An 18,471-nucleotide genomic window follows, 5' to 3' on the forward strand; every position below is an offset into this window, starting at 1 on the left:
GCAAAAATGCGCCGGTGTCGCAGATGAAGGGCTTGATCTTCTCGCCGAAATCGGCAACCCAGGCCTTCAGGTCGTCCATGGTATAGGGCTTGGCGCCGTAAACCTTGGTGAGGGTCAGGTTCTTCCACTCCAGAATGTCCGCCAGACGGTCCCAGAGCTTTTCCGGATACAGCAGCTCGCCGGCCATGATGGTCTTTTTCTGGTACTTGTCGGAGTAGAAGGGAGCGATGCCCTGCTTGGTGGAGCCGTACTTCTTGTCCTTGAGGCGGGCTTCCTCCAGACCGTCCAGATCCCGGTGCCAGGGCAGCAGCAAAGAGGCCCGGTCACTGACCTTCAGGTTCTCGGGGGTAATGGAAACGCCCTTGCCGGTGACATCCATGATCTCGTTCCACAGGCTCTCACAGTCCAGTGCCACGCCGTTGCCCAGAATGTTCACCACGCCCTTGCGGAAGATGCCGGAGGGCAGCAGGTGCAGCGCGAACTTACCCTGCTCGTTGACGACGGTATGGCCGGCGTTGCCGCCGCCCTGATAGCGGACGACCACGTCATAGTCCTGGGTCAGCAGGTCCACCATGCGGCCCTTTCCCTCGTCGCCCCAGTTGATGCCTACGATGGCGCAATTTGACATATCAAAAACCTCCCGGTTTTAATTTACGAAGACTGCCGGCGCCCCGGCTTTTTCCAAAAGCGCCGAACCTTACTTATTATATCGGGTGAATCCGCATTAGTAAAGCACAAACTTGTTATGTTCAGCATAAATTTCGCTAATAAGGTCGACCTATTTCCCGGTGTGCTGCCGAGGATTTGCCTGAAACGAACGTGCGTTCCGCCTGGCACGGCAGTACTGGGAAGAATATGAGGGAGGCGTTTCGAAGGGGCCGCAGACAGTTGGGAAAGGTGCGGTTTGTCTTTCCAAATCAGGACGAATGTGATATACTGTGCGGGAAAAAATGAAAAAGGGGTCGTGTGCATATGGCAGCCATTGGCTTTGATAATCAAAAATACCTGACCACCCAGTCTGCCCACATCAAAGAGCGGATCGCCCAGTTCGGCGGCAAGCTGTATCTGGAATTCGGCGGCAAGCTGTTTGACGATTTCCATGCTTCCCGGGTGCTGCCGGGCTTTGAGCCGGACAGCAAGGTCCGCATGCTCCAGCAGCTCAAGGAGGATGTGGAGATCGTCATTGCCATCAATGCGGCGGACATCGAAAAGAGCAAGGTCCGGGGAGATCTGGGCATCACCTATGATGACGATGTCCTGCGCCTCATTGATATTTTCCGGGGCCTGGGGCTGTATGTGGGCAGCGTGGTGCTGACCCGGTACGACGGGCAGGCGGCGGCGGACGCATTTTTGAAGCGCCTCACCACCCTGGGAGTGCGCTGCTATCGCCACTATCCCATCGCGGGTTACCCCTCTGATGTGCCCCACATCGTCAGCGACGAGGGCCTGGGGAAAAACGACTATATTGAGACCAGTCATTCCCTGGTGGTGGTGACGGCCCCCGGCCCCGGCAGCGGCAAGATGGCCACCTGCCTCTCCCAGCTCTATCATGACCACAAGCGGGGCATCACCGCAGGTTATGCCAAGTTTGAGACCTTCCCTATCTGGAACCTGCCTTTGAAGCATCCGGTGAATCTTGCCTATGAGGCTGCCACGGCGGATCTGGATGACGTGAACATGATCGACCCCTTCCATCTGGAGGCCTACGGCAAGACCGCCGTCAACTACAACCGGGATGTGGAAATCTTTCCGGTACTCAGCGCCATTTTCAAGAAGATCCAGGGCAGTTCCCCCTACCAGTCCCCCACGGACATGGGCGTCAACATGGCCGGCAACTGCATCGTGGACGACGCCGTGTGCTGTGAGGCCAGCCGGCGGGAGATCCTGCGCCGGTACTACACCGCCTGCGTGGACTACAAGCGGGGCAAGGCCGGGGAAGAGCCTGTGCGGAAGCTGGAGATGGTGATGCAGCAGGCCGGCGTCACACCGGAGATCTGCCCCGCCGTGTCCGCTGCCCTGCTGAAGGCGGAGACCACCGGAGGCCCTGCCGGTGCCATGGTGCTGCCGGATGGCCGGGTGGTCACCGGCAAGACCTCTGACACCCTGGGCGCTGCCTCTGCGCTGCTGCTCAACGCCCTCAAGGCATTGGGCGGCATCGGGGACCAGTTTGAGCTGATCTCTGCCCAGGTGCTGGAGCCCATTTGTCGGCTCAAGACGGAGTATCTGGGCCACCAGAATCCCCGGCTCCACACCGACGAGGTGCTGATGGCCCTGACCATCTCCGCTCTCACCAATCCCCTGGCGGAGCTGGCCCAGCAGCAGCTGCCCAAACTTCGGGGCTGCGATGCTCACTTTACCGTGATCCTCAGCGAAGTGGACGAGAGTCTTCTCAAGCGGCTGGGCATCAACGTCAGCTGCGAGGCCCGGTATGAGACGAAGAAGCTGTACCATAAGTAAGTAAACAGCGCGGGATACCGCGGTTTCCGCACCGGATTCCGGCGGAATCACATTGATATTCAGGAAAGGAAGTCCCATGGACCCCATCATTCAACAAATCGCCGCAGAACTGAACAAGCAGCCGGACCACGTGGAAAACGTGGTCCGGCTTTTGGACGAGGGAAACACAATTCCCTTCATCGCCCGCTACCGTAAGGAACTCCACGGCGCCATGGACGATACGTCCCTGCGCACTTTGGAAGAGCGGCTCCGGTACCTGCGGGGCCTTGCCGAGCGCAAGGAGGCGGTGAAGTCCGCCATTGAAGAACAGGGCAAGCTGACGGCGGAGCTCTCCGCCGCCATCGACACTGCCGCCACGCTGGCGGAGGTGGAGGATCTCTACCGGCCCTACAAGCAAAAGCGCCGCACCCGGGCCACCATTGCCCGGGAAAAAGGCCTTGCCCCTCTGGCGGAGACACTGATGGCCCCCGGCGCTCCGGACCCGATAACGGAGGCCGCCAAGTATGTGGATGCGGAAAAGGGCGTGGAGACGGCAGAGGATGCCCTGGCCGGGGCCAGCGACATTGTGGCGGAGACCGTCAGCGATGATGCCGCCCTCCGGGGAAAGCTCCGGGAGCTGCTGATGAAAAATGGTTTTCTCCATTCCCAGGCCGCCACGGAGGAGGACAGCGTCTACCGCCTCTACTACGACTTCACCCAATCTCTCTCCAAACTCCAGGGCCATCAGATCCTGGCCATCAACCGGGGCGAGAAAGAGGAGAAGCTGAAGGTCAGTGTGGGGCTGGACCGGGAGCTGGCACTGCGGACCGTGCGCCGCAGCGTGGTGATTCCCGGCAGCGCCGCCATGGACTTTCTCAGAGCCGCGGCGGAGGATGCCTATGACCGCCTGATCTTCCCCTCTCTGGAGCGGGAGGCCCGGGCAGCCCTCACCGACAGCGCCAACGAGGGGGCCATCGGTCAGTTTGCACTGAACCTCAAGCCCCTTTTGATGCAGCCTCCTGTCAAGGGCAAGGTCACCATGGGCCTGGACCCGGGGTACCGCATGGGCTGCAAGGTGGCGGTGGTGGACGGCACCGGCAAGGTACTGGATACCGCCGTGGTGTACCCCACCCACGGGGAGCGGCAGAAAAAAGAGGCTATCGCGGTGCTCTCCCGCCTCATTAAAAAGCACGGCGTGGAGCACATCGCCATTGGCAACGGCACCGCCAGCCGGGAGACGGAGCAGATGGCGGTGGAGCTGATCCATCAGGTCAACGAGACCGGGAGCCATGTGAGCTATATGATCGTCTCCGAAGCCGGGGCCAGCGTATACTCTGCCAGCCCCCTGGCGGCGGAGGAGTTCCCTGAGTACGACGTGAACCTGCGCAGCGCCGTGTCCATCGCACGGCGGCTCCAGGACCCCCTGGCAGAGCTGGTGAAGATCGACCCCAAGGCCATCGGCGTGGGTCAGTACCAGCACGACATGCCACCCAAACGGCTGGACGAGGCGCTGGGCGGTGTAGTGGAGGACTGCGTCAACGCCGTGGGCGTGGACGTGAACACCGCCTCACCCTCGCTTTTGCAGCACGTGGCGGGCCTCACCGCCACCACTGCCAAGAACGTGGTGGCCTACCGGGAGGCCAACGGTCCTTTCACCTCCCGCAAGCAGATTCTGAAGGTCCCCAAGCTGGGGCCCAAGGCCTTTGAGCAGTGTGCGGGCTTTTTGCGGGTGCCGGAGAGCAAGAGCGTTCTGGACAATACCGCCGTCCATCCGGAGAGCTACGCCGCGGCGGAAAAGCTCCTGGCGCTCACCGGCCATACCCTTGCCGATGTGGCGGCGTGAAACCTGGGGGACCTGCCCGCTCAGGTGAAGGCCTGCGGCGAAGAGGCAGCCGCGGAGCAGTGCGGCGTGGGCGTGCCCACCCTGCGGGACGTGGTGGGAGAGCTGATGAAGCCCGGCCGGGACATCCGGGACGAGTTGCCCAAGCCCATCCTCCGCACCGACGTGCTGGAGATGAAGGATTTGAAGCCCGGCATGGTGCTCACTGGCACCGTCCGCAACGTCATCGATTTCGGCGTGTTTGTGGATATCGGCGTCCACCAGGACGGCCTCGTCCACATCTCCCAGGTGGCGGACAAGTTTATCCGGCACCCCTCGGAGGTGGTGTCCGTGGGAGACGTGGTCAAAGTGGTGGTGCTGGACGTGGACGAGAAGAAAAAGCGCATCAGTCTCTCCATGCGCCAAGTGAAAAATCAGTGACCGCCGGAATAAGGAGGCCGATCTATGATTTTGACCATCGAGGAAGTCAACGATCTTCTGGACGAGATGGCGGAGGGATTTCCCACCGTCCTCTTTGATGAACTCAACGGCGGAGTGAATCTGCTGGAGGAGGCCCTGCCGGACCCCGAGTTTCCGGAGGGGGAGATGTACATCCTGGGGGAGTACTGCGAGGACTGCCTGGGTCGGTACATCAATCTCTACTACGGGTCCTTTGCCGCACTGGCAGAAAAAGAGGATTGGGACAGGGAGACCTGGCGGGAGGAACTGGTGACCACACTCTCCCATGAGCTGACCCATCACATGGAGTCCCGGGGCGGACTTCACGCCTTGGACGACCGGGACGCGGAGGAACTGGCACAGTGGCGTCAGGAATACGGGCTGGACGAATAGGGAAAAGCGGGGGCAACGAACCGTTGCCCCCGCTTTTGTATATTTGTTAGAAGAGAGAAGCCGGATCTGACGGCGGAGGAACAGGCGCTGTGTCCAAGATATGGTCCGGCAGCGCCGCCGCCAGGAGGCAGGCGGCCTGATAGAGTTCCTCCTGCGTCAGTGCCAGACCCATCCGGGGCAGGCGTGTCTCCACCAGCGCCACCTTTCGGGAGAAGGTGCGGGCCAGTACCAGCCCCTGGTCGGTGAGATGGATCTTGCCGTACCGCTCCCGCTCCAAAAGCCCCCGCTGGGCCAGAATGCCCAGCATCCGGGTGACGGAGGGACAGGAAACCTGCAAGGCCCGGGCCACCGCCGCGGCGCCTACGTTCGATGTTTTCTGAGAGAGCGTGTAGATTGCCAGCAGATAGCGCAGATGGGTACAGGTCCATTCCACGTAGAAAAACCTCCTCTGTGGTGAAAAACGGAGGCGCGGACAGGGAACTCTGTCCGCGCCTTTGTCTGCGGTGTTTACTTGCCGTGACAGGCGCCGCCGCAGGAACCGCAGTCCCCGCCGCAGGAGCAGCCGCCCTTGCCGTGTTTGCGGTTGTAAATGCTGCGGCCCACAATGGCCGCGAAGATGGCCAGAACAATCAGCGCGCCGATGAGGGTAGGTGCATTCATAAAATCCGCCCTTTCTTACTTGGCCGCTTTGATCCCTGCGGCGCGGACGGCGCTGACATGCAGCCGGCCGTCCTCGTACTTGTTTCTGCGCAAAAGCAAATAGCCTAAAAATACCAGAGCCAGCACACCGGCCATGGTGCCGATGCCGAAGGACACCTCGCCCGTCACCAGTCCGCCCAACTGATAGATCATCAGCGACACCAGATAGGCAAAGCCGCACATATAGCCGATGGCGGCCATCGTCCACTTGGGACTGTTCATCTCCCGCTTGATGGCACCCATGGCCGCAAAGCAGGGGGCGCACAGCAGATTGAAGACCATGAAGCTGTATGCGGAGAGAGCGGTGAAGTGGGAGGCGATGGAGGCCTGGAGGCCGGGGTCGCTCTCCGTCAGGTCCGCACCCAGGCCGAAGAGGACGCCGAAGGTGGAGACCACGTTCTCCTTGGCGATGAGACCGGTGACGGTAGCCACGGTGGACTGCCAGTTGCCGAAGCCCAGGGGGGCAAAGATCACGCACACGGCACCGCCGATGGCGGCCAGCAGGGAGCTGTTGTTGTCCTCTACCATGCCGAAGCCGCTCTCTGTGAAGCCGAAGCCCTGAAGGAACCACAAAATGATGGAGGAGGCCACGATCACCGTTCCGGCCCGCTTGATGAAGGACCAGCCCCGCTCCCAGGTGGCCCGCAGCACGTTGCCGGCAGCGGGGGTGTGGTAGGCGGGCAGCTCCATGACGAAGGGAGCGGGGTCACCGGCAAAGCCCCTTGTCTTTTTCAGCAGGATGCCGGAGGTCACGATGGCAGCCACGCCGATGAAGTAGGCGGAGACTGCCACCAGGCCGCTGCCGCCGAAGATAGCGCCGGCAAAGAGGCCGATGATGGGCATCTTGGCACCGCAGGGGACAAAGCAGGTGGTCATGATGGTCATTCGCCGGTCCCGCTCATTTTCAATGGTGCGGGAGGCCATGACGCCGGGGACGCCGCAGCCGGAGCCGATGAGCATGGGGATGAAACTCTTGCCGGAGAGGCCGAACTTGCGGAAGATCCGGTCCATAATGAAGGCCACCCGGGCCATATAGCCCACGTCCTCCAGCAATGCCAGCATCAAAAACAGCACCAGCATCTGGGGAACAAAGCCCAGCACCGCGCCCACACCGGCCACGATACCGTCGGACACCAGCCCGGTGAGCCACTCGGCGCAGCCCCAGCTCTCCAGCAGAGACCGGGAGCCGTCCTGGAGCCACGCACTGCCCAGCACGTCGTTGGTCCAGTCAGTGAGGAAGGTGCCGAAGGGGCCCATGGCGATCCAGTAGACCAGGAACATCACCGCCGCGAAGATGGGGAGGGCTGCAATCCGGTTGGTGACCACCCGGTCAATTTTGTCGGACATTGTCAGATCGTGTCGTGCCCGGCCCTTCTGCACGGCTTTATCCACCACGCCGCTGATGTAGGCGTAGCGCTGGTTGGTGATGATGCTCTCGGCGTCGTCATCCAGCTCCTGCTCACAGTCCTGGATGTGTTTTTCCAGATGGGCCTTCAGCGCCTCGTCCAGCTCCAGTTCCGCCAGCACTTTTCCATCTCGCTCAAAGAGCTTGATGGCATACCAGCGGAGATACCGTTCCTCCACCTTGCCCTGGATGGACTCCTCAATGTGGGCGATGGCGTGCTCCACACTGCCGGTGAACACATGGGGCAGCTCGCCGGAGCGCTGGGTCAGTGCCAGCTCCATGGCTTTTTCCACTGCCGCGGTGCTGCCCTCGCCCTTGAGGGCGCTGATTTCCATCACTGTGCAGCCCAGGGCCTCGCTGAGCTTCTTCCCGTCGATCCGGTCGCCGTTTTTCCGCACCAGGTCCATCATGTTCACCGCCACCACCACCGGCAGCCCCAGCTCGATCAGCTGAGTGGTGAGGTAGAGGTTTCGCTCAATGTTGGTGCCGTCCACGATGTTCAAAATGGCATCCGGCTGCTGGCCCACCAGGTAGTTCCGGGCCACCACTTCTTCCAGAGTGTAAGGGGAGAGAGAGTAGATGCCGGGCAGGTCCTGGATGATCACATCCTTATGTCCCTTGAGGCGGCCCTCCTTCTTTTCCACCGTGACGCCGGGCCAGTTGCCCACGTATTGATTGGAGCCGGTCAGATCATTGAACAGGGTGGTTTTTCCGCAGTTCGGATTGCCGGCCAGTGCAATTTTCAGTTCCATCATGCGCTCCTTCCAAATGTTAGCTAGGACTAACTCTCTTCCTGAATAAAAGCGGCCTGCTGCCGCCCTGGTTACTGCACTTCGATCATCTCAGCGTCGGCCTTACGGACACTGAGTTCGTATCCCCGTACGTTGAGTTCCATGGGATCGCCTAACGGGGCGACCTTGCGCACGTGGATCTCCACGCCCCGGGTGATGCCCATGTCCATAATCCGCCGCTTGGTGGGGCCTTCCCCGTGGAGCTTTACCACCGTGGCAATTTGCCCCACCCTTACATCTTTCAGTGTCTTCATTGCTGCTCCTCCTCAAATCAGAATGCGGACCGCCATGGATGCGTCCAGAGCGATCCGGCTGTCCTTCACCTGCAAGATCAGATTTCCGCCGATCTTGCTGACCACCGTGGTCTCCGAACCCACCACAAAGCCAAGTTCCGCCAGGTGCTGGCGGATTTCATCCCTGCCGGTAATTTTTCGAATGGCGGCCGTTTCGCCGATTGCGGCCATGGTCAAAGGGATCAATGCCGTCCTCCTCTCCCAGGAAAGTGCCGGGCCCATTTATAGAGTTAGCCACAGCTACCTCTCTTGCTGACTGCAAGTTTATACTAACTAACTTCTGCTTGTCAACCCCCGTTTTGGAGGGAGAGTGCATTTTGGTTAGTTTTAGCTAACTTACGAGGGCGCAATTCTGTAAAAATTGCGGCATTTGTGTAAAAATGGAGAGCGGCCGGAAAAGGGGGATTGACAGTGCAAGAGGGGTGTGATATTCTGCCCATGAGGTTAGATAAAACTAACCTCATGGGCGGGCAACTGGGCAGCCCGCCGGTTTTTTAGAACGAGGTTAGTAGATGCAAACATTCGCGAATATGTTTCAAGCGGAAAGGAAGGAACCACACAATGAATCGACTTGCAATTGTATACTGGAGCGGTACCGGCAACACGGAGGCCATGGCGGAACAGATTGCGGAAGGTGCCCGGGAGGCCGGTGCGGAAGTGGAGATGATGGGTCCCGGTTTGTTTTCCGCGGCCCGGTTTTCCGAGTTCGGTGCAGTGGCCTTCGGCTGTCCCGCTATGGGCAGCGAGGTGCTGGAAGAATCGGAGTTTGACCCCATGTTCACAGACCTGGAAGGTGCTCTGAGCGGAAAGAAGATCGCCCTGTTTGGCTCCTATGGCTGGGGCGACGGACAGTGGATGCGGGACTGGTGTGCCCGTTGTGAGGCTGCAAATGCCAATCTCTATGATGAAAACGGACTGATGGCCCATGAAGCCCCCGATGACGAGACCCTGGAGGCCTGCCGGGAGCTGGGCCGGAAACTGGCTGCCTGGTAACGATTTCCCCCGGTCAGCTTCGAAAGGGCGGACCTGATGATACAATCTCCTTTTTTCCTCAAAGCCCCCGTATGGCATGCCGTACGGGGGCGACTCCTGTTTGGGGACGTTTGCCGGGCGATTCGACCGGGGCGTCAGGAGAGCGGAAGAAGTTTTGTGGTAAACACAGAAAGGCGCCCCGGTCAGGGGCGCCTTTCCATATGGGGGGAGAGAGCTGCTGCGGAAAGGGAAAATGCCGTCAGGCCTGATGGTGCTTGGTGACCTTCTTGTCGATGGTCAGGATCTCGCCCTGCGGCTCATAGACCACCTTGATATAGGCAGATACCTTGGGGGCACCGGCCCGGATGGCCACGTGCTGGCACTCCTTGACAATGTCCATCAGCTGGTCGTAGTCATTGCCCTCGATGGTGGTCTCAAAGGGGCCCACGTAATAATGAAGGCCGGTGCTCTTGATGTAGTCGATCACCTCGTCCACAATGCGCACCAGCTCGTCGTCGTTCTCAGCGGCGGGCAGCGTCTGAATCGCAACACTTGCAGTCATAAAGAATCCTTCCTTTCTATGGTTTGCCGCGTCGGCGGCGGGAATCACAAAGCCTCGCGCCAGTCCCGGATGGTCTCATCCGCCAGGGCGGTCATCTCCATCCAGCGGCCGGCGCTGTTTTCATCATAGACGCCCACGGTGTAAAAACCGGCCTGTTTGGCGGTGCGGGCGGCGTAGATGGCGTCCTCAAAGGCGGCGGTGTCCGCCGGTGCGGACCCCAGACGGCGGGCGGCCTCGAAAAAGACGTCCGGGCGGTCCTTGCCGCCGCCCACGGCGTCACAGCTGAGGAGAAACTCGAATTGATCTGCCACGCCCAGCCGTTCCAGACACAGCCGGGCCAGGGGCTCCGGCGTGGCGGTGGCCACGCACAGCCGGGCGCCCCGGCTCCGAAGGGCTTGAAGATATCTGTCGGCACCGGGCTTGAGGGGAACGTCTCGGCGGTAGTGCTCGTCCATCACGGCATTCATCTCCGCCGCAATGGATTCCGGCGTGCCGGAGAGGGCAAAGCTCTCGATGAACAGCGCGGCGGACTCCGTCATGGTCATGGGCTTGATGCGCTCCAGCACCGGCTCCACATTTTCCGTGACGCCCTTCTGCGCCAGAAACTCCCGGCCCAGCCGCTTCCAGTAGCCCATGGAGTCCACCAGGGTACCGTCCATATCAAAAATGCAGAACTGCTTATCCATGGGAGGCCACCATGGCGCGGGAGAGCTCCAGAAGATGCCGGGTGGCTTCACCGGGATCGGGTTGGGCGAAGATGGCGGAGACCACTGCCACGCCGTCCACACCGCTGCCGGAGAGCTGGGAGAGGTTGCCGGCGTTGATGCCGCCGATGGCGACCACCGGAATGTCCACAGCCTCGCAGATGGCCCGCATCTCCTCCCGGCTCAGGGACTTGGCGTCCTTCTTCGTGGAGGTGGGGAACACCGCACCCACGCCGATGTAATCCGCGCCGGCGGCCTGGGCGGCCACGGCGGTCTCCACCGTGTTGGCGGAGATGCCCAGGATCTTGTCGGGACCGATCATGGCCCGGACATCCTTGCCCACGATGTCGCTCTGGCCCACATGGACGCCGTCGGCGTCCAGCTCCAGGGCGATGTCGATGGCGTCGTTGACCACGAAGGGCACATGGTGCTTTGCGGCAGTGGCCTGCAGCTGCCGGGCCTCCGCCAGGAAAGCGCCGTGTTCCATCTCTTTTTCCCGGATCTGGAGGAAGGTGGCGCCGTTTGCCAGTACGTCCTCCACCACCTGGGCCAGAGTCTGGCCCTCCTTGAGCCAGGAGCTGTCTGTCACCGCATAAAGCAGCATGGCCTTGCGAATCTCATCCTTGGTAAATCTCATAGCGCACTCCTTTTTCCAGTTGTTCTTCCGTCAGGTTGAAAATGGCGTCGATCAGGTCGTTACGAAATGTGGCGTTGCCGGTGCCGTGTTCCAGACGCCGGGCCTCCGCGATCTCTCCGGCCACGCCCATGGCGGCCATGGCCGTGCAGGCGGCGGTGAAGGGGTCCTCCGGCATGGCACCGCAGAAGGTGCCCATCAAAGAGGTCAGCATGCAGCCGCTGCCGGTGATGCGGGCCATGGTGGCGCAGCCGTTGCGCAAAATCACGGTCCGGCTGCCGTCCGTTACCACATCCATGGGGCCGGAGACCGCCGCTACGGCGCCGGTCTGCCGGGCGAGAAGCCTGGCAGTCTCCACGGTGCGGGAGAGAGTATCCGCCGTCACCACATCGCCCTGGCCTACGTCTACGCCCCGGCCCACCTGCTCCCGCAGGGCCAGGGCCCGGATCTCCGAGGCGTTGCCCCGGATGGCGGTGAAGTGGACCTGATCCAAAAGTCGGGCGCTCTCCTGCCGGCGAAGCTCCGTTCCGCCAGCGGCCACCGGGTCCAGCACCACCGGATGCCCCGCGTGATTGGCAGACTGGCCTGCGGAGATCATGGAGTCCACCTTGCCGATGGCTCCCAGGTTGCACACCAGCGCGTTGGCACCGGCGGCGCTTTCTGCTGCCTCCCGGATGTCATCTGCCATGGAGGGGGAGCCGCCGGCGGCCAGGATGATGTTGGCACAGTCGTTGACTGTGACAAAGTTGGTGATGCACTGCACCAAGGGCGCGGCATCCCGCACCCGGCGCAAAGCTGCTGTAAATTCCATCGTTTGCTCCTTTCAGCGATTGAGCTGGGCCAGCATCCGGTCCAGCATGCCGGTGCGCTTGAGGATCAGCAGCACGGCCAGGCCCATGCAGCCGCCAACCACGGCGGCGGGAGTGTAGAAGGGGATGTAATAGAAGGGGGACTGGGCGTCCAGACCGTAGAAGAGCTTCATCAGCGGGTAGGACACCATGGCGCCCACAAAGCCGGTGCCCACCACTTCACCCAGCAGAACCACCCAGAAATTGTGGAATTTCCGGTACAGAAGGCCGCCCAGGATGGGACCGAAGATGGCGCCTGCCACCGCCTGGATGGTCCGGCCGCTGAGCATCCGCAGGATGCCGCACAAAAGCGCCGCAGCAAAGGCATACCAGGGGCCCACGAACACGGCGGCCAGCACGTCCACAAAATGCTGGAAGGGGGCCATGGCGGGGAAGTAGACGAAGGTGTTGAGGACGAAGGCCAGGCAGGCGAACATGGCCGTCAGGATCATTTTGCGGGTGGCGACACTCCGGGAACGGGTCAGGGCCGGGGCGGCAGAATCGGATGAATGGGACATGGTTGAATCCTCCTTGTCAAATCTGGTTTCAGGAGAGACCGGGCACTGTCTGCATAGAAAAAAGCGGAATCCCCGCAAGGGGGATTCCGCTTGTCGCGTCCGTTTGCCGCAGGTTTCGCCGGCGCCTGCCCGGTGAAATCTGCGGAAAGATCGATCTTCGTTGCATCCCTACGTTGGCATTACCCAAATCAGGTGAGGTCGAGGGAAACACCCTCCTCTCAGCCCTCTTTCGAGAACTCCCTTGCAAGCCACAGTATAGACCCCGGGACAGGGCTTGTCAAGCCTTTGACAGGGCTGCGGCCGGCGGAGAGGGGATTCTGCCGAAAAAGTTTCACCTGCGTTTTACACGATGCTGGTGCTATCTTTTGCAATGGACTGCTACAATGGTACCAAGGTCAAATCACAGCGTGAGTTGAAAAGGGGGTTTTTCCATGCTTCCCTGTCAGGCAGGCTGCCCGGATCATACGCCCGGCTGTCATAAGGACTGTCCCCGCTGGGCCGCATATCAGGCAAAACAGAACGTCCAGCGGCAGAAAAAGAAGGATTATCTCAACTATTACAACGAACTGTGTGCCACTGTGACACGGCAGTTTTCCGCCCTGTGCGTCCGCCGGCACCCGGTATGAGCGGGGAAAATCTCCGCCGCGGCGTAAATCCTGGGTGAAAAACCGGCGAACAGCTGGCAGAAATGAAAGAAGGACGCCTCGGGAGGAGGCGTCCCTTTTTGTGTGCCTGCGCAGCTTACAAAGTCTTGGAGGGGGCGGGCTGCCCCTGGGCCTGAAGTGCTTCCTGTTCTGTGATGGCGGCCAGGTTTCCGGTGAGATGCCGGTACATGGCCTCCCGGGCGGCCTCCTGGTCGTGGGCGGCGATGGCGTCCACGATCTGGCGGTGGGTGTCGATGGTCTCCTGATAGATGCGCTGGTCATTGAGACTGCCGAAGAGCTGCACAGAGTAGGCGATCACCGGCAGCAGCTTGGGAACCACACGGTTTTGTGTGCAGCGGGCGATGCGGACATGGAGAGCCTCGTCCCGCAGCAGATGGTTTTCTCCGGCGTGGATCAGATCCTCGATCTCCCTGCAAAGTGTCCGCAGCTCCGCCACATCTTCCTGCGTGGCGTGCTGGGCCGCCAGAGAAGCAACCCAGGGCTCCATATTCAGCCGGATGTCCAGCAGTTCATGGGCCAGGCGCAGCTGGTCCGGCATGTAGGCAAAGCCCAGGGGATCGTTGACCACACCGGTATGCCGGGCCACAAAGGTGCCCCGCCCCCGACGGATCTCCAGCACGTTCCGGGCAACCAGCAGCTTTACCGCCTCCCGCACCGTGCCCCGGCCCACGTTGAGCTGTTGGGCCAGTTCAAACTCGTTGGGCAGTTTTTCCCCGTTGGTCAGCTGGCGGTCGATAATCAGCTGGCGGATCTGACCGGCCACCTGCTCCGCCAGCGGGAGCTCCTTGTCTTTGACTGTTTCAAAAATATACTCGCCCATACTTGCCATCCGCCTTTTCCTCCGCCGACATCGGCGGTTATTGGTAGGACATCCTACGTACATTCTCTGCATATACATATACTCGATTCCTCCGGCACAGTCAAGAGTTTGACAAGCCCTTAACGACTAAAACGATTACGCTGCAAGGGTTTGGAGAACTGCACAGATTGTTGCGCAAACATTTGTTGAATAATATGTCTGCCCTTTTTCAGAAGGAGCAGTTATAATAAAGACATAAGACGTGCGACGTCTCGGATGGCCGTGGCTGTCCGTCCGGCGGCGTGGAAATCGGACATTTATTTTTGAAAGGGGAACTTATTATGAAAGCCATCAAGTTTGCAGAGCCCTGGAAGGTTGCCTGTGTCGACCAGGAGATGCCCACGCCCAAGGAGGGTGAGGCCCTGATCAAGATCCACTGTGCCGCCATCTGTGGCAGCGATATCGGCGCCTTCCGCGGCACCAACGGCCTGGTCAGCTATCCCCGGGTCATTGGCCACGAGCTCAGCGGTGAGATCGTCAGCATCCCCGACGATCCTGCCCAGAACCCCAAGGGCCTCAAGGTGGGCGACCGGGTGGCTGTGGACCCCTACATCTACTGCGGACACTGCTATGCCTGCTCCATCGGCCGCACCAACTGCTGCACCAGTCTGAAGGTGCTGGGCGTCCATGTGGACGGCGGTATGTGCGAGTATTTCTGCCATCCCGCAAACCTGCTGGTAAAGCTGCCCGAGGGCATGAGCTATGAGATGGGCTCCCTGGCAGAGCCCCTGACCATCGCCCTTCACGGCATCCATCGCGGCGGACTGAAGGCCGGCGAGTATGTGGCCATTCTGGGTGCAGGTCCCATCGGCCTGTATGCGGGTATGGCAGCTGAGGCCTATGGTGCCCACGCCATCATCATCGATATCGTCCAGGAGCGGCTGGACTTCGCCAAGAAGATGGGCGTGGAGTACACCATCAACAGCAAGGAAGTCAACGCTGTGGAGAAGGTCCTTGAGATCACCGGCGAGGGCGCGCAGCTGGTTATGGAGTGCTCCGGTGCCAACGTCCTGATCCGTCAGAGCCTGGATATGGTCTGCCATGCCGGCCGCATCACCTTCACCGGTTGGCCCAAGAGCGAGACCAGCCTGCCCACCGACATGATCACCCGCAAGGAGATCGACATCCGGGGTGCCCGCACCAGCGCCGGTGAATTCGAGGAGGCTCTGGAACTGCTCCACAGCGGCAAGGTCAAGCTGATGGACACCGTCACCAAGATCATCTCCATGGAGGAGGCCCCCGCCACCATCATCGACAACGAGAAGAACCCCGGCGATTACATCAAGGTCATCGTCAAGGTCGCGGACTGATCCCACTGCCGGGGAGGGGGTTTCCCTCCCCGGCACAACGAGATGTGAAGAGGAGAAGCAAAGTATGAAAGAACTGTATTGCACCGACCGATCCGGCATCTCCCAGGAGAAGGTCGTCTCCATGTGCGAAGAGCTGCTGGCCCAGTATCCGAACGTCAAGAAGGCGCTGATCGTGCCCCCGGATTATACCCGCTGCTACAGCTATGCCGGTGAGATCACCAAGATCCTCTATCCCCGCCTGAAGGCCATGGGCGCCGAGGTGAAGGTGATGCCCGCACTGGGCACCCACATGCCCATGAGCGACGGGGAAAAGCAGAAGTTCTTCGGCGGCGTGGTGGCGGACGAGGATATCCTGATCCACCACTGGCAGACCGATACCACCGTTCTGGGCACCATTCCGGAGGACTTTGTCAACAAGATCAGCGGCGGCCTGTATTCCGCGGAGATCGAGGTGGAAGTAAACCACCTGCTGGTGGACGGCGGATTCGACCTGATTTTGTCTGTGGGCCAGGTGGTGCCCCACGAGGTGGTGGGCATGGCCAACTATTCCAAGAACCTGTTTGTGGGCCTGGGCGGCCGCGCCATGATCAACAAGAGCCACATGCTCTCCGCCATCTGCGGTCTGGAAAAGGCCCTGGGGAACCGGGACTGCCCTGCCCGGGTGCTCTATGACTATGCCCAGCAGCACTTCATCGACGGCAAGCTGCCGGTGGTGTTTTTGCAGACCGTCACCACCCGGGACGGTGAAACGCTTCACCTCAACGGGCTATACATCGGTGACAGCCGCGTGCCCTTTGAAAAGGCATGCGAGCTGGCCCAGGAACTGAATATCGTCCACGTGGAGCGCCGGGCCAAGAAGGTGGTCACCTATTTGGACCCGGAAGAGCTCAAGACCACGTGGGTGGGCAACAAGGGCGTTTACCGCACCCGTATGATCGTGGCGGACGGCGGCGACCTGATCATTCTGGCACCGGGCGTCCGGGCATTCGGCGAAAACGAGGAAATGGACGCCATGACCCGCAAGTTCGGCTACAAGGGCCGGGATTACATTCTGGATCTCTTCAACAAGGGCGCCTTCGGCGATGACAAGATCATGAGCGCAGCCCATCTGATCCAGGGCAGCAGCGATGGGCGCTTCACCATCACCTACTGCACCAAGCCGGAGCTGATGAGCAAAGAGGAGATTGAGAGCGTGGGCTATCAGTGGGCGGATTACAACGAGGTCAGCAAGCGCTATGATCCCCATACCCTCAAGGAGGGCTGGAACACCATGCCTGACGGCGAGGAGATCTACTTTGTGGGCACGCCGGCACTGGGCCTCTGGAAGTGCGACGACTAACGGAGACAATTTGAAAAACGGGCCGAGACCCGACTGCATCCGGCGGCTGCTTTGCGGCCGCCGGTCCATTCTGACGGAGGTTTGAACGTATGAAACTCAACCGTGCTTCTCTGGCGGACAAGGCCGGATGGGCCGCCGCCCATGTGGAGCTGCCCAAGTATGATGTGGCCGCTGTGGCGGAGGCCACCAAAAAGGCGCCTACCTGGGTCCACTTCGGCACCGGCAACATCTTCCGCGCCTACATTGCTGCTCTGGCCCAGCGGATGCTCAACGAGGGCCTGACCGACAAGGGGCTGCTAATGGCGAACACCAACGATCCCGCGATCCTGGATATTGCCTACACCCCCTTTGACAACCTCTGCATCGCCGTGACCCTCAACCCCGACGCCACCACCAGCCGGGAGATCATCGGCAGCATCGCCGAGGGCATCAAGGCGGACAGCTCCGACGAGGCGGCCATGGCCCGCTTCCGGGAAATCTTCTCTGATCCGGGCTTGCAGATGCTCTCCTTCACCATTACGGAAAAGGGCTACAAACTCTACAATCCCGACGGGACGCTGCTGCCCGCCGTGGAGGCCGATATGAAGGAGGGCCCCCACAACACGAAAAACGCCATGGCCACCCTCACCAAGTTCCTCTACTGGCGTTATCAGGCCGGCGGATTCCCCCTGGCCGTGTGCAGCTTCGATAACTGCAGCCACAACGGACAGACCCTCCACAACAGCGTGGCGGAGATCGCCGAAGCCTGGCGGAACAATGGCCTGGTGGAGCAGGGCTTTGTGGACTGGCTCAATGATGAGAGCAAGGTCAGCTTCCCCTGGAGTATGATCGACAAAATCGTGCCCCGTCCCTCCAAGGTGGTGGAGGAGAGCCTTACTGCCGACGGCATCGAGGGCATGGAGGCTATCGTGACAAAGAAGGGCGGCTACACCGCAGCCTTTGTCAACGCCGAGCGGCCCCAGTATCTGGTGATTGAAGATAAGTTCCCCAACGGCCGCCCTCCGCTGGACAAGGTGGGCGTCATCTTCTGTGACCGGGAGACCGTCAACAAGACCGAGCGGATGAAGGTCACCACCTGCCTCAACCCCCTGCACACCGCCATGAGCGTCAACGGCTGCATGCTGGGCTATACCAAAATTGCCGACGAGATGGACGACCCCGACATCGTGGCACTGGTGAAGCGCTTGGGCTATGTGGAGGGCCTGCCGGTAGTCACCGACCCGGGCATCGTCAAACCCAAGGACTTCCTGGATGAAGTGGTGGAACAGCGTCTGCCCAATGTCTTTATGCCCGATGATCCCCGCCGGATTGCCACGGATACCTCCCAGAAAGTGGGAGTCCGCTTCGGTGAGACCATCAAGAGCTATCTGGCCGAGGGCCGGGACCTGAGCACCCTGGTCAGTGTACCTCTGGCTCTGGCGGGCTGGATGCGCTACCTGTTGGGCATCAACGATAAGGGCGAGCCCATGGAGGTCAGCGATGATCCCCTGAAGGAGACGCTCCAGTCCCAGCTCCAGGGCATCGTCTGGAACGATCCTGCCAGCTACCATGGTCAGCTGCGGCCTATCCTGGCCAATGCCAGCATCTTCGGCGTGGATCTGACCACCACGCCCCTGGCCGGCAAGATCGAAAAGATCTTTGTGGAGGAGTTGGCTGGTCCCGGAGCTGTCCGGGCCACACTGCACAAGTATCTGACAGAATAACCATGGTTTCAGGCGGTGAGAGCCGCCGCAACACCAGAAAAAAGCCCCGCCGTACGGCGGGG

The 18,471-nt window shown here is 60.8% G+C and carries 19 protein-coding genes, 1 pseudogene and 1 riboswitch; of the genes and pseudogenes, 8 read left to right on the forward strand and 12 right to left on the reverse strand.

Annotation, left to right across the window (positions count from 1 at the left end; genetic code table 11):
- The coding region (locus QZL67_RS06035) for an adenylosuccinate synthetase (RefSeq protein ID WP_292919981.1) at nt 1-628 on the reverse strand (628 nt) is incomplete at its 3' end.
- Between the two features lie 344 nt (nt 629-972).
- Here QZL67_RS06035 and QZL67_RS06040 point away from each other — a divergent pair.
- The 3 genes and pseudogenes from QZL67_RS06040 (at nt 973) to QZL67_RS06050 (ending at nt 5,107) form a co-directional block, all read left to right on the forward strand.
- Entirely contained in the window at nt 973-2,457 is a 1,485-nt protein-coding gene (locus tag QZL67_RS06040) for a DUF1846 domain-containing protein (RefSeq protein ID WP_022289851.1), read from the forward strand.
- 76 nt (nt 2,458-2,533) lie between these two features.
- Nucleotides 2,534-4,696: pseudogene (locus QZL67_RS06045) on the forward strand (Tex family protein).
- Between the two features lie 24 nt (nt 4,697-4,720).
- Nucleotides 4,721-5,107, forward strand: a complete 387-nt coding sequence (locus tag QZL67_RS06050) for a metallopeptidase family protein (protein WP_022289854.1) — start codon at nt 4,721-4,723, stop codon at nt 5,105-5,107.
- 46 nt (nt 5,108-5,153) lie between these two features.
- Here QZL67_RS06050 and QZL67_RS06055 read toward each other — a convergent pair whose 3' ends face one another.
- From QZL67_RS06055 to QZL67_RS06075, 5 genes are all read right to left on the reverse strand, one after another.
- The gene (locus QZL67_RS06055; RefSeq protein WP_022289855.1) at nt 5,154-5,540 is read right to left on the reverse strand and encodes a metal-dependent transcriptional regulator; all 387 of its coding nucleotides are present in this window, start codon (nt 5,538-5,540) and stop codon (nt 5,154-5,156) included.
- A 74-nt stretch (nt 5,541-5,614) separates the two neighbouring features.
- On the reverse strand, nt 5,615-5,767 hold the full coding sequence (locus tag QZL67_RS06060; protein WP_022289856.1) for a FeoB-associated Cys-rich membrane protein: 153 nt from the start codon (nt 5,765-5,767) through the stop codon (nt 5,615-5,617).
- A 15-nt stretch (nt 5,768-5,782) separates the two neighbouring features.
- Nucleotides 5,783-7,963: a ferrous iron transport protein B gene (gene feoB / locus QZL67_RS06065; protein ID WP_022289857.1), complete on the reverse strand. Its 2,181-nt coding sequence runs from the start codon at nt 7,961-7,963 to the stop codon at nt 5,783-5,785.
- A gap of 71 nt (nt 7,964-8,034) precedes the next feature.
- Nucleotides 8,035-8,256 carry a ferrous iron transport protein A gene (locus QZL67_RS06070; protein WP_022289858.1) on the reverse strand — a complete coding sequence of 74 codons (222 nt, stop codon included), beginning with the start codon at nt 8,254-8,256 and terminating at the stop codon, nt 8,035-8,037.
- A 12-nt stretch (nt 8,257-8,268) separates the two neighbouring features.
- The gene (locus QZL67_RS06075; protein WP_022289859.1) at nt 8,269-8,481 is read right to left on the reverse strand and encodes a FeoA family protein; all 213 of its coding nucleotides are present in this window, start codon (nt 8,479-8,481) and stop codon (nt 8,269-8,271) included.
- A gap of 375 nt (nt 8,482-8,856) precedes the next feature.
- Here QZL67_RS06075 and QZL67_RS06080 point away from each other — a divergent pair, with 375 nt between their 5' ends.
- A complete protein-coding gene (locus tag QZL67_RS06080; RefSeq protein ID WP_022289860.1) occupies nt 8,857-9,288 on the forward strand; it encodes a flavodoxin in 432 nt (143 codons plus the stop codon).
- Nucleotides 9,289-9,526: 238 nt separating this feature from the next.
- Here the strand turns inward: QZL67_RS06080 and QZL67_RS06085 are convergent, their stop codons facing one another.
- Genes QZL67_RS06085 through thiW form a run of 5 tightly spaced genes read right to left on the reverse strand, consistent with a single transcriptional unit; the run spans nt 9,527 to nt 12,533 of the window.
- Entirely contained in the window at nt 9,527-9,829 is a 303-nt protein-coding gene (locus QZL67_RS06085; protein ID WP_022289861.1) for a thiamine-binding protein, read from the reverse strand.
- A 44-nt stretch (nt 9,830-9,873) separates the two neighbouring features.
- Entirely contained in the window at nt 9,874-10,515 is a 642-nt protein-coding gene (locus QZL67_RS06090; protein WP_022289862.1) for an HAD family phosphatase, read from the reverse strand.
- Nucleotides 10,508-11,170, reverse strand: coding sequence for a thiamine phosphate synthase (gene thiE / locus QZL67_RS06095; RefSeq protein WP_022289863.1), 663 nt, complete (start codon nt 11,168-11,170; stop codon nt 10,508-10,510). The genes QZL67_RS06090 and thiE overlap by 8 nt, the downstream gene beginning before the upstream one ends.
- On the reverse strand, nt 11,151-11,978 hold the full coding sequence (thiM, locus tag QZL67_RS06100; RefSeq protein WP_022289864.1) for a hydroxyethylthiazole kinase: 828 nt from the start codon (nt 11,976-11,978) through the stop codon (nt 11,151-11,153). The genes thiE and thiM overlap by 20 nt, the downstream gene beginning before the upstream one ends.
- A 12-nt stretch (nt 11,979-11,990) precedes the next feature.
- Nucleotides 11,991-12,533: an energy coupling factor transporter S component ThiW gene (gene thiW / locus QZL67_RS06105; RefSeq protein ID WP_022289865.1), complete on the reverse strand. Its 543-nt coding sequence runs from the start codon at nt 12,531-12,533 to the stop codon at nt 11,991-11,993.
- A 147-nt stretch (nt 12,534-12,680) separates the two neighbouring features.
- Nucleotides 12,681-12,786: riboswitch (TPP riboswitch) on the reverse strand.
- A gap of 178 nt (nt 12,787-12,964) precedes the next feature.
- On the opposite strand from thiW, the gene QZL67_RS06110 reads away from it, so the two are divergent.
- Nucleotides 12,965-13,159, forward strand: a complete 195-nt coding sequence (locus QZL67_RS06110) for a hypothetical protein (RefSeq protein WP_022289866.1) — start codon at nt 12,965-12,967, stop codon at nt 13,157-13,159.
- Between the two features lie 115 nt (nt 13,160-13,274).
- On the opposite strand, the gene QZL67_RS06115 is transcribed toward QZL67_RS06110, so the two are convergent.
- Entirely contained in the window at nt 13,275-14,018 is a 744-nt protein-coding gene (locus QZL67_RS06115; RefSeq protein ID WP_292919983.1) for a FadR/GntR family transcriptional regulator, read from the reverse strand.
- A gap of 320 nt (nt 14,019-14,338) precedes the next feature.
- Here QZL67_RS06115 and QZL67_RS06120 point away from each other — a divergent pair, with 320 nt between their 5' ends.
- The 3 genes from QZL67_RS06120 (at nt 14,339) to QZL67_RS06130 (ending at nt 18,409) form a co-directional block, all read left to right on the forward strand.
- Nucleotides 14,339-15,367, forward strand: a complete 1,029-nt coding sequence (locus tag QZL67_RS06120) for a zinc-binding alcohol dehydrogenase family protein (RefSeq protein WP_022289868.1) — start codon at nt 14,339-14,341, stop codon at nt 15,365-15,367.
- Nucleotides 15,368-15,431: 64 nt separating this feature from the next.
- Complete coding sequence (locus tag QZL67_RS06125) at nt 15,432-16,706, forward strand: lactate racemase domain-containing protein (RefSeq protein WP_022289869.1); 1,275 nt, start codon at nt 15,432-15,434, stop codon at nt 16,704-16,706.
- An 89-nt stretch (nt 16,707-16,795) separates the two neighbouring features.
- A complete protein-coding gene (locus QZL67_RS06130) occupies nt 16,796-18,409 on the forward strand; it encodes a mannitol dehydrogenase family protein (RefSeq protein WP_022289870.1) in 1,614 nt (537 codons plus the stop codon).
- Nucleotides 18,410-18,471: the final 62 nt, after the last annotated feature.

This window comes from Oscillibacter sp. CAG:155 (assembly GCA_000436875.1).
Taxonomy (GTDB): domain Bacteria; phylum Bacillota; class Clostridia; order Oscillospirales; family Oscillospiraceae; genus Oscillibacter.

Coding starts and splice junctions, on each gene's coding strand:
- QZL67_RS06040 (WP_022289851.1), top strand. CDS start 973: ATGGCAGCCATTGGCTTTGATAATCAAAAATACCTGACCACCCAGTCT.
- QZL67_RS06050 (WP_022289854.1), top strand. CDS start 4,721: ATGATTTTGACCATCGAGGAAGTCAACGATCTTCTGGACGAGATGGCG.
- QZL67_RS06060 (WP_022289856.1), bottom strand. CDS start 5,767: ATGAATGCACCTACCCTCATCGGCGCGCTGATTGTTCTGGCCATCTTC.
- feoB (WP_022289857.1), bottom strand. CDS start 7,963: ATGGAACTGAAAATTGCACTGGCCGGCAATCCGAACTGCGGAAAAACC.
- QZL67_RS06070 (WP_022289858.1), bottom strand. CDS start 8,256: ATGAAGACACTGAAAGATGTAAGGGTGGGGCAAATTGCCACGGTGGTA.
- QZL67_RS06080 (WP_022289860.1), top strand. CDS start 8,857: ATGAATCGACTTGCAATTGTATACTGGAGCGGTACCGGCAACACGGAG.
- QZL67_RS06085 (WP_022289861.1), bottom strand. CDS start 9,829: ATGACTGCAAGTGTTGCGATTCAGACGCTGCCCGCCGCTGAGAACGAC.
- QZL67_RS06090 (WP_022289862.1), bottom strand. CDS start 10,515: ATGGATAAGCAGTTCTGCATTTTTGATATGGACGGTACCCTGGTGGAC.
- thiE (WP_022289863.1), bottom strand. CDS start 11,170: ATGAGATTTACCAAGGATGAGATTCGCAAGGCCATGCTGCTTTATGCG.
- thiM (WP_022289864.1), bottom strand. CDS start 11,978: ATGGAATTTACAGCAGCTTTGCGCCGGGTGCGGGATGCCGCGCCCTTG.
- thiW (WP_022289865.1), bottom strand. CDS start 12,533: ATGTCCCATTCATCCGATTCTGCCGCCCCGGCCCTGACCCGTTCCCGG.
- QZL67_RS06110 (WP_022289866.1), top strand. CDS start 12,965: ATGCTTCCCTGTCAGGCAGGCTGCCCGGATCATACGCCCGGCTGTCAT.
- QZL67_RS06115 (WP_292919983.1), bottom strand. CDS start 14,018: ATGGGCGAGTATATTTTTGAAACAGTCAAAGACAAGGAGCTCCCGCTG.
- QZL67_RS06120 (WP_022289868.1), top strand. CDS start 14,339: ATGAAAGCCATCAAGTTTGCAGAGCCCTGGAAGGTTGCCTGTGTCGAC.
- QZL67_RS06125 (WP_022289869.1), top strand. CDS start 15,432: ATGAAAGAACTGTATTGCACCGACCGATCCGGCATCTCCCAGGAGAAG.
- QZL67_RS06130 (WP_022289870.1), top strand. CDS start 16,796: ATGAAACTCAACCGTGCTTCTCTGGCGGACAAGGCCGGATGGGCCGCC.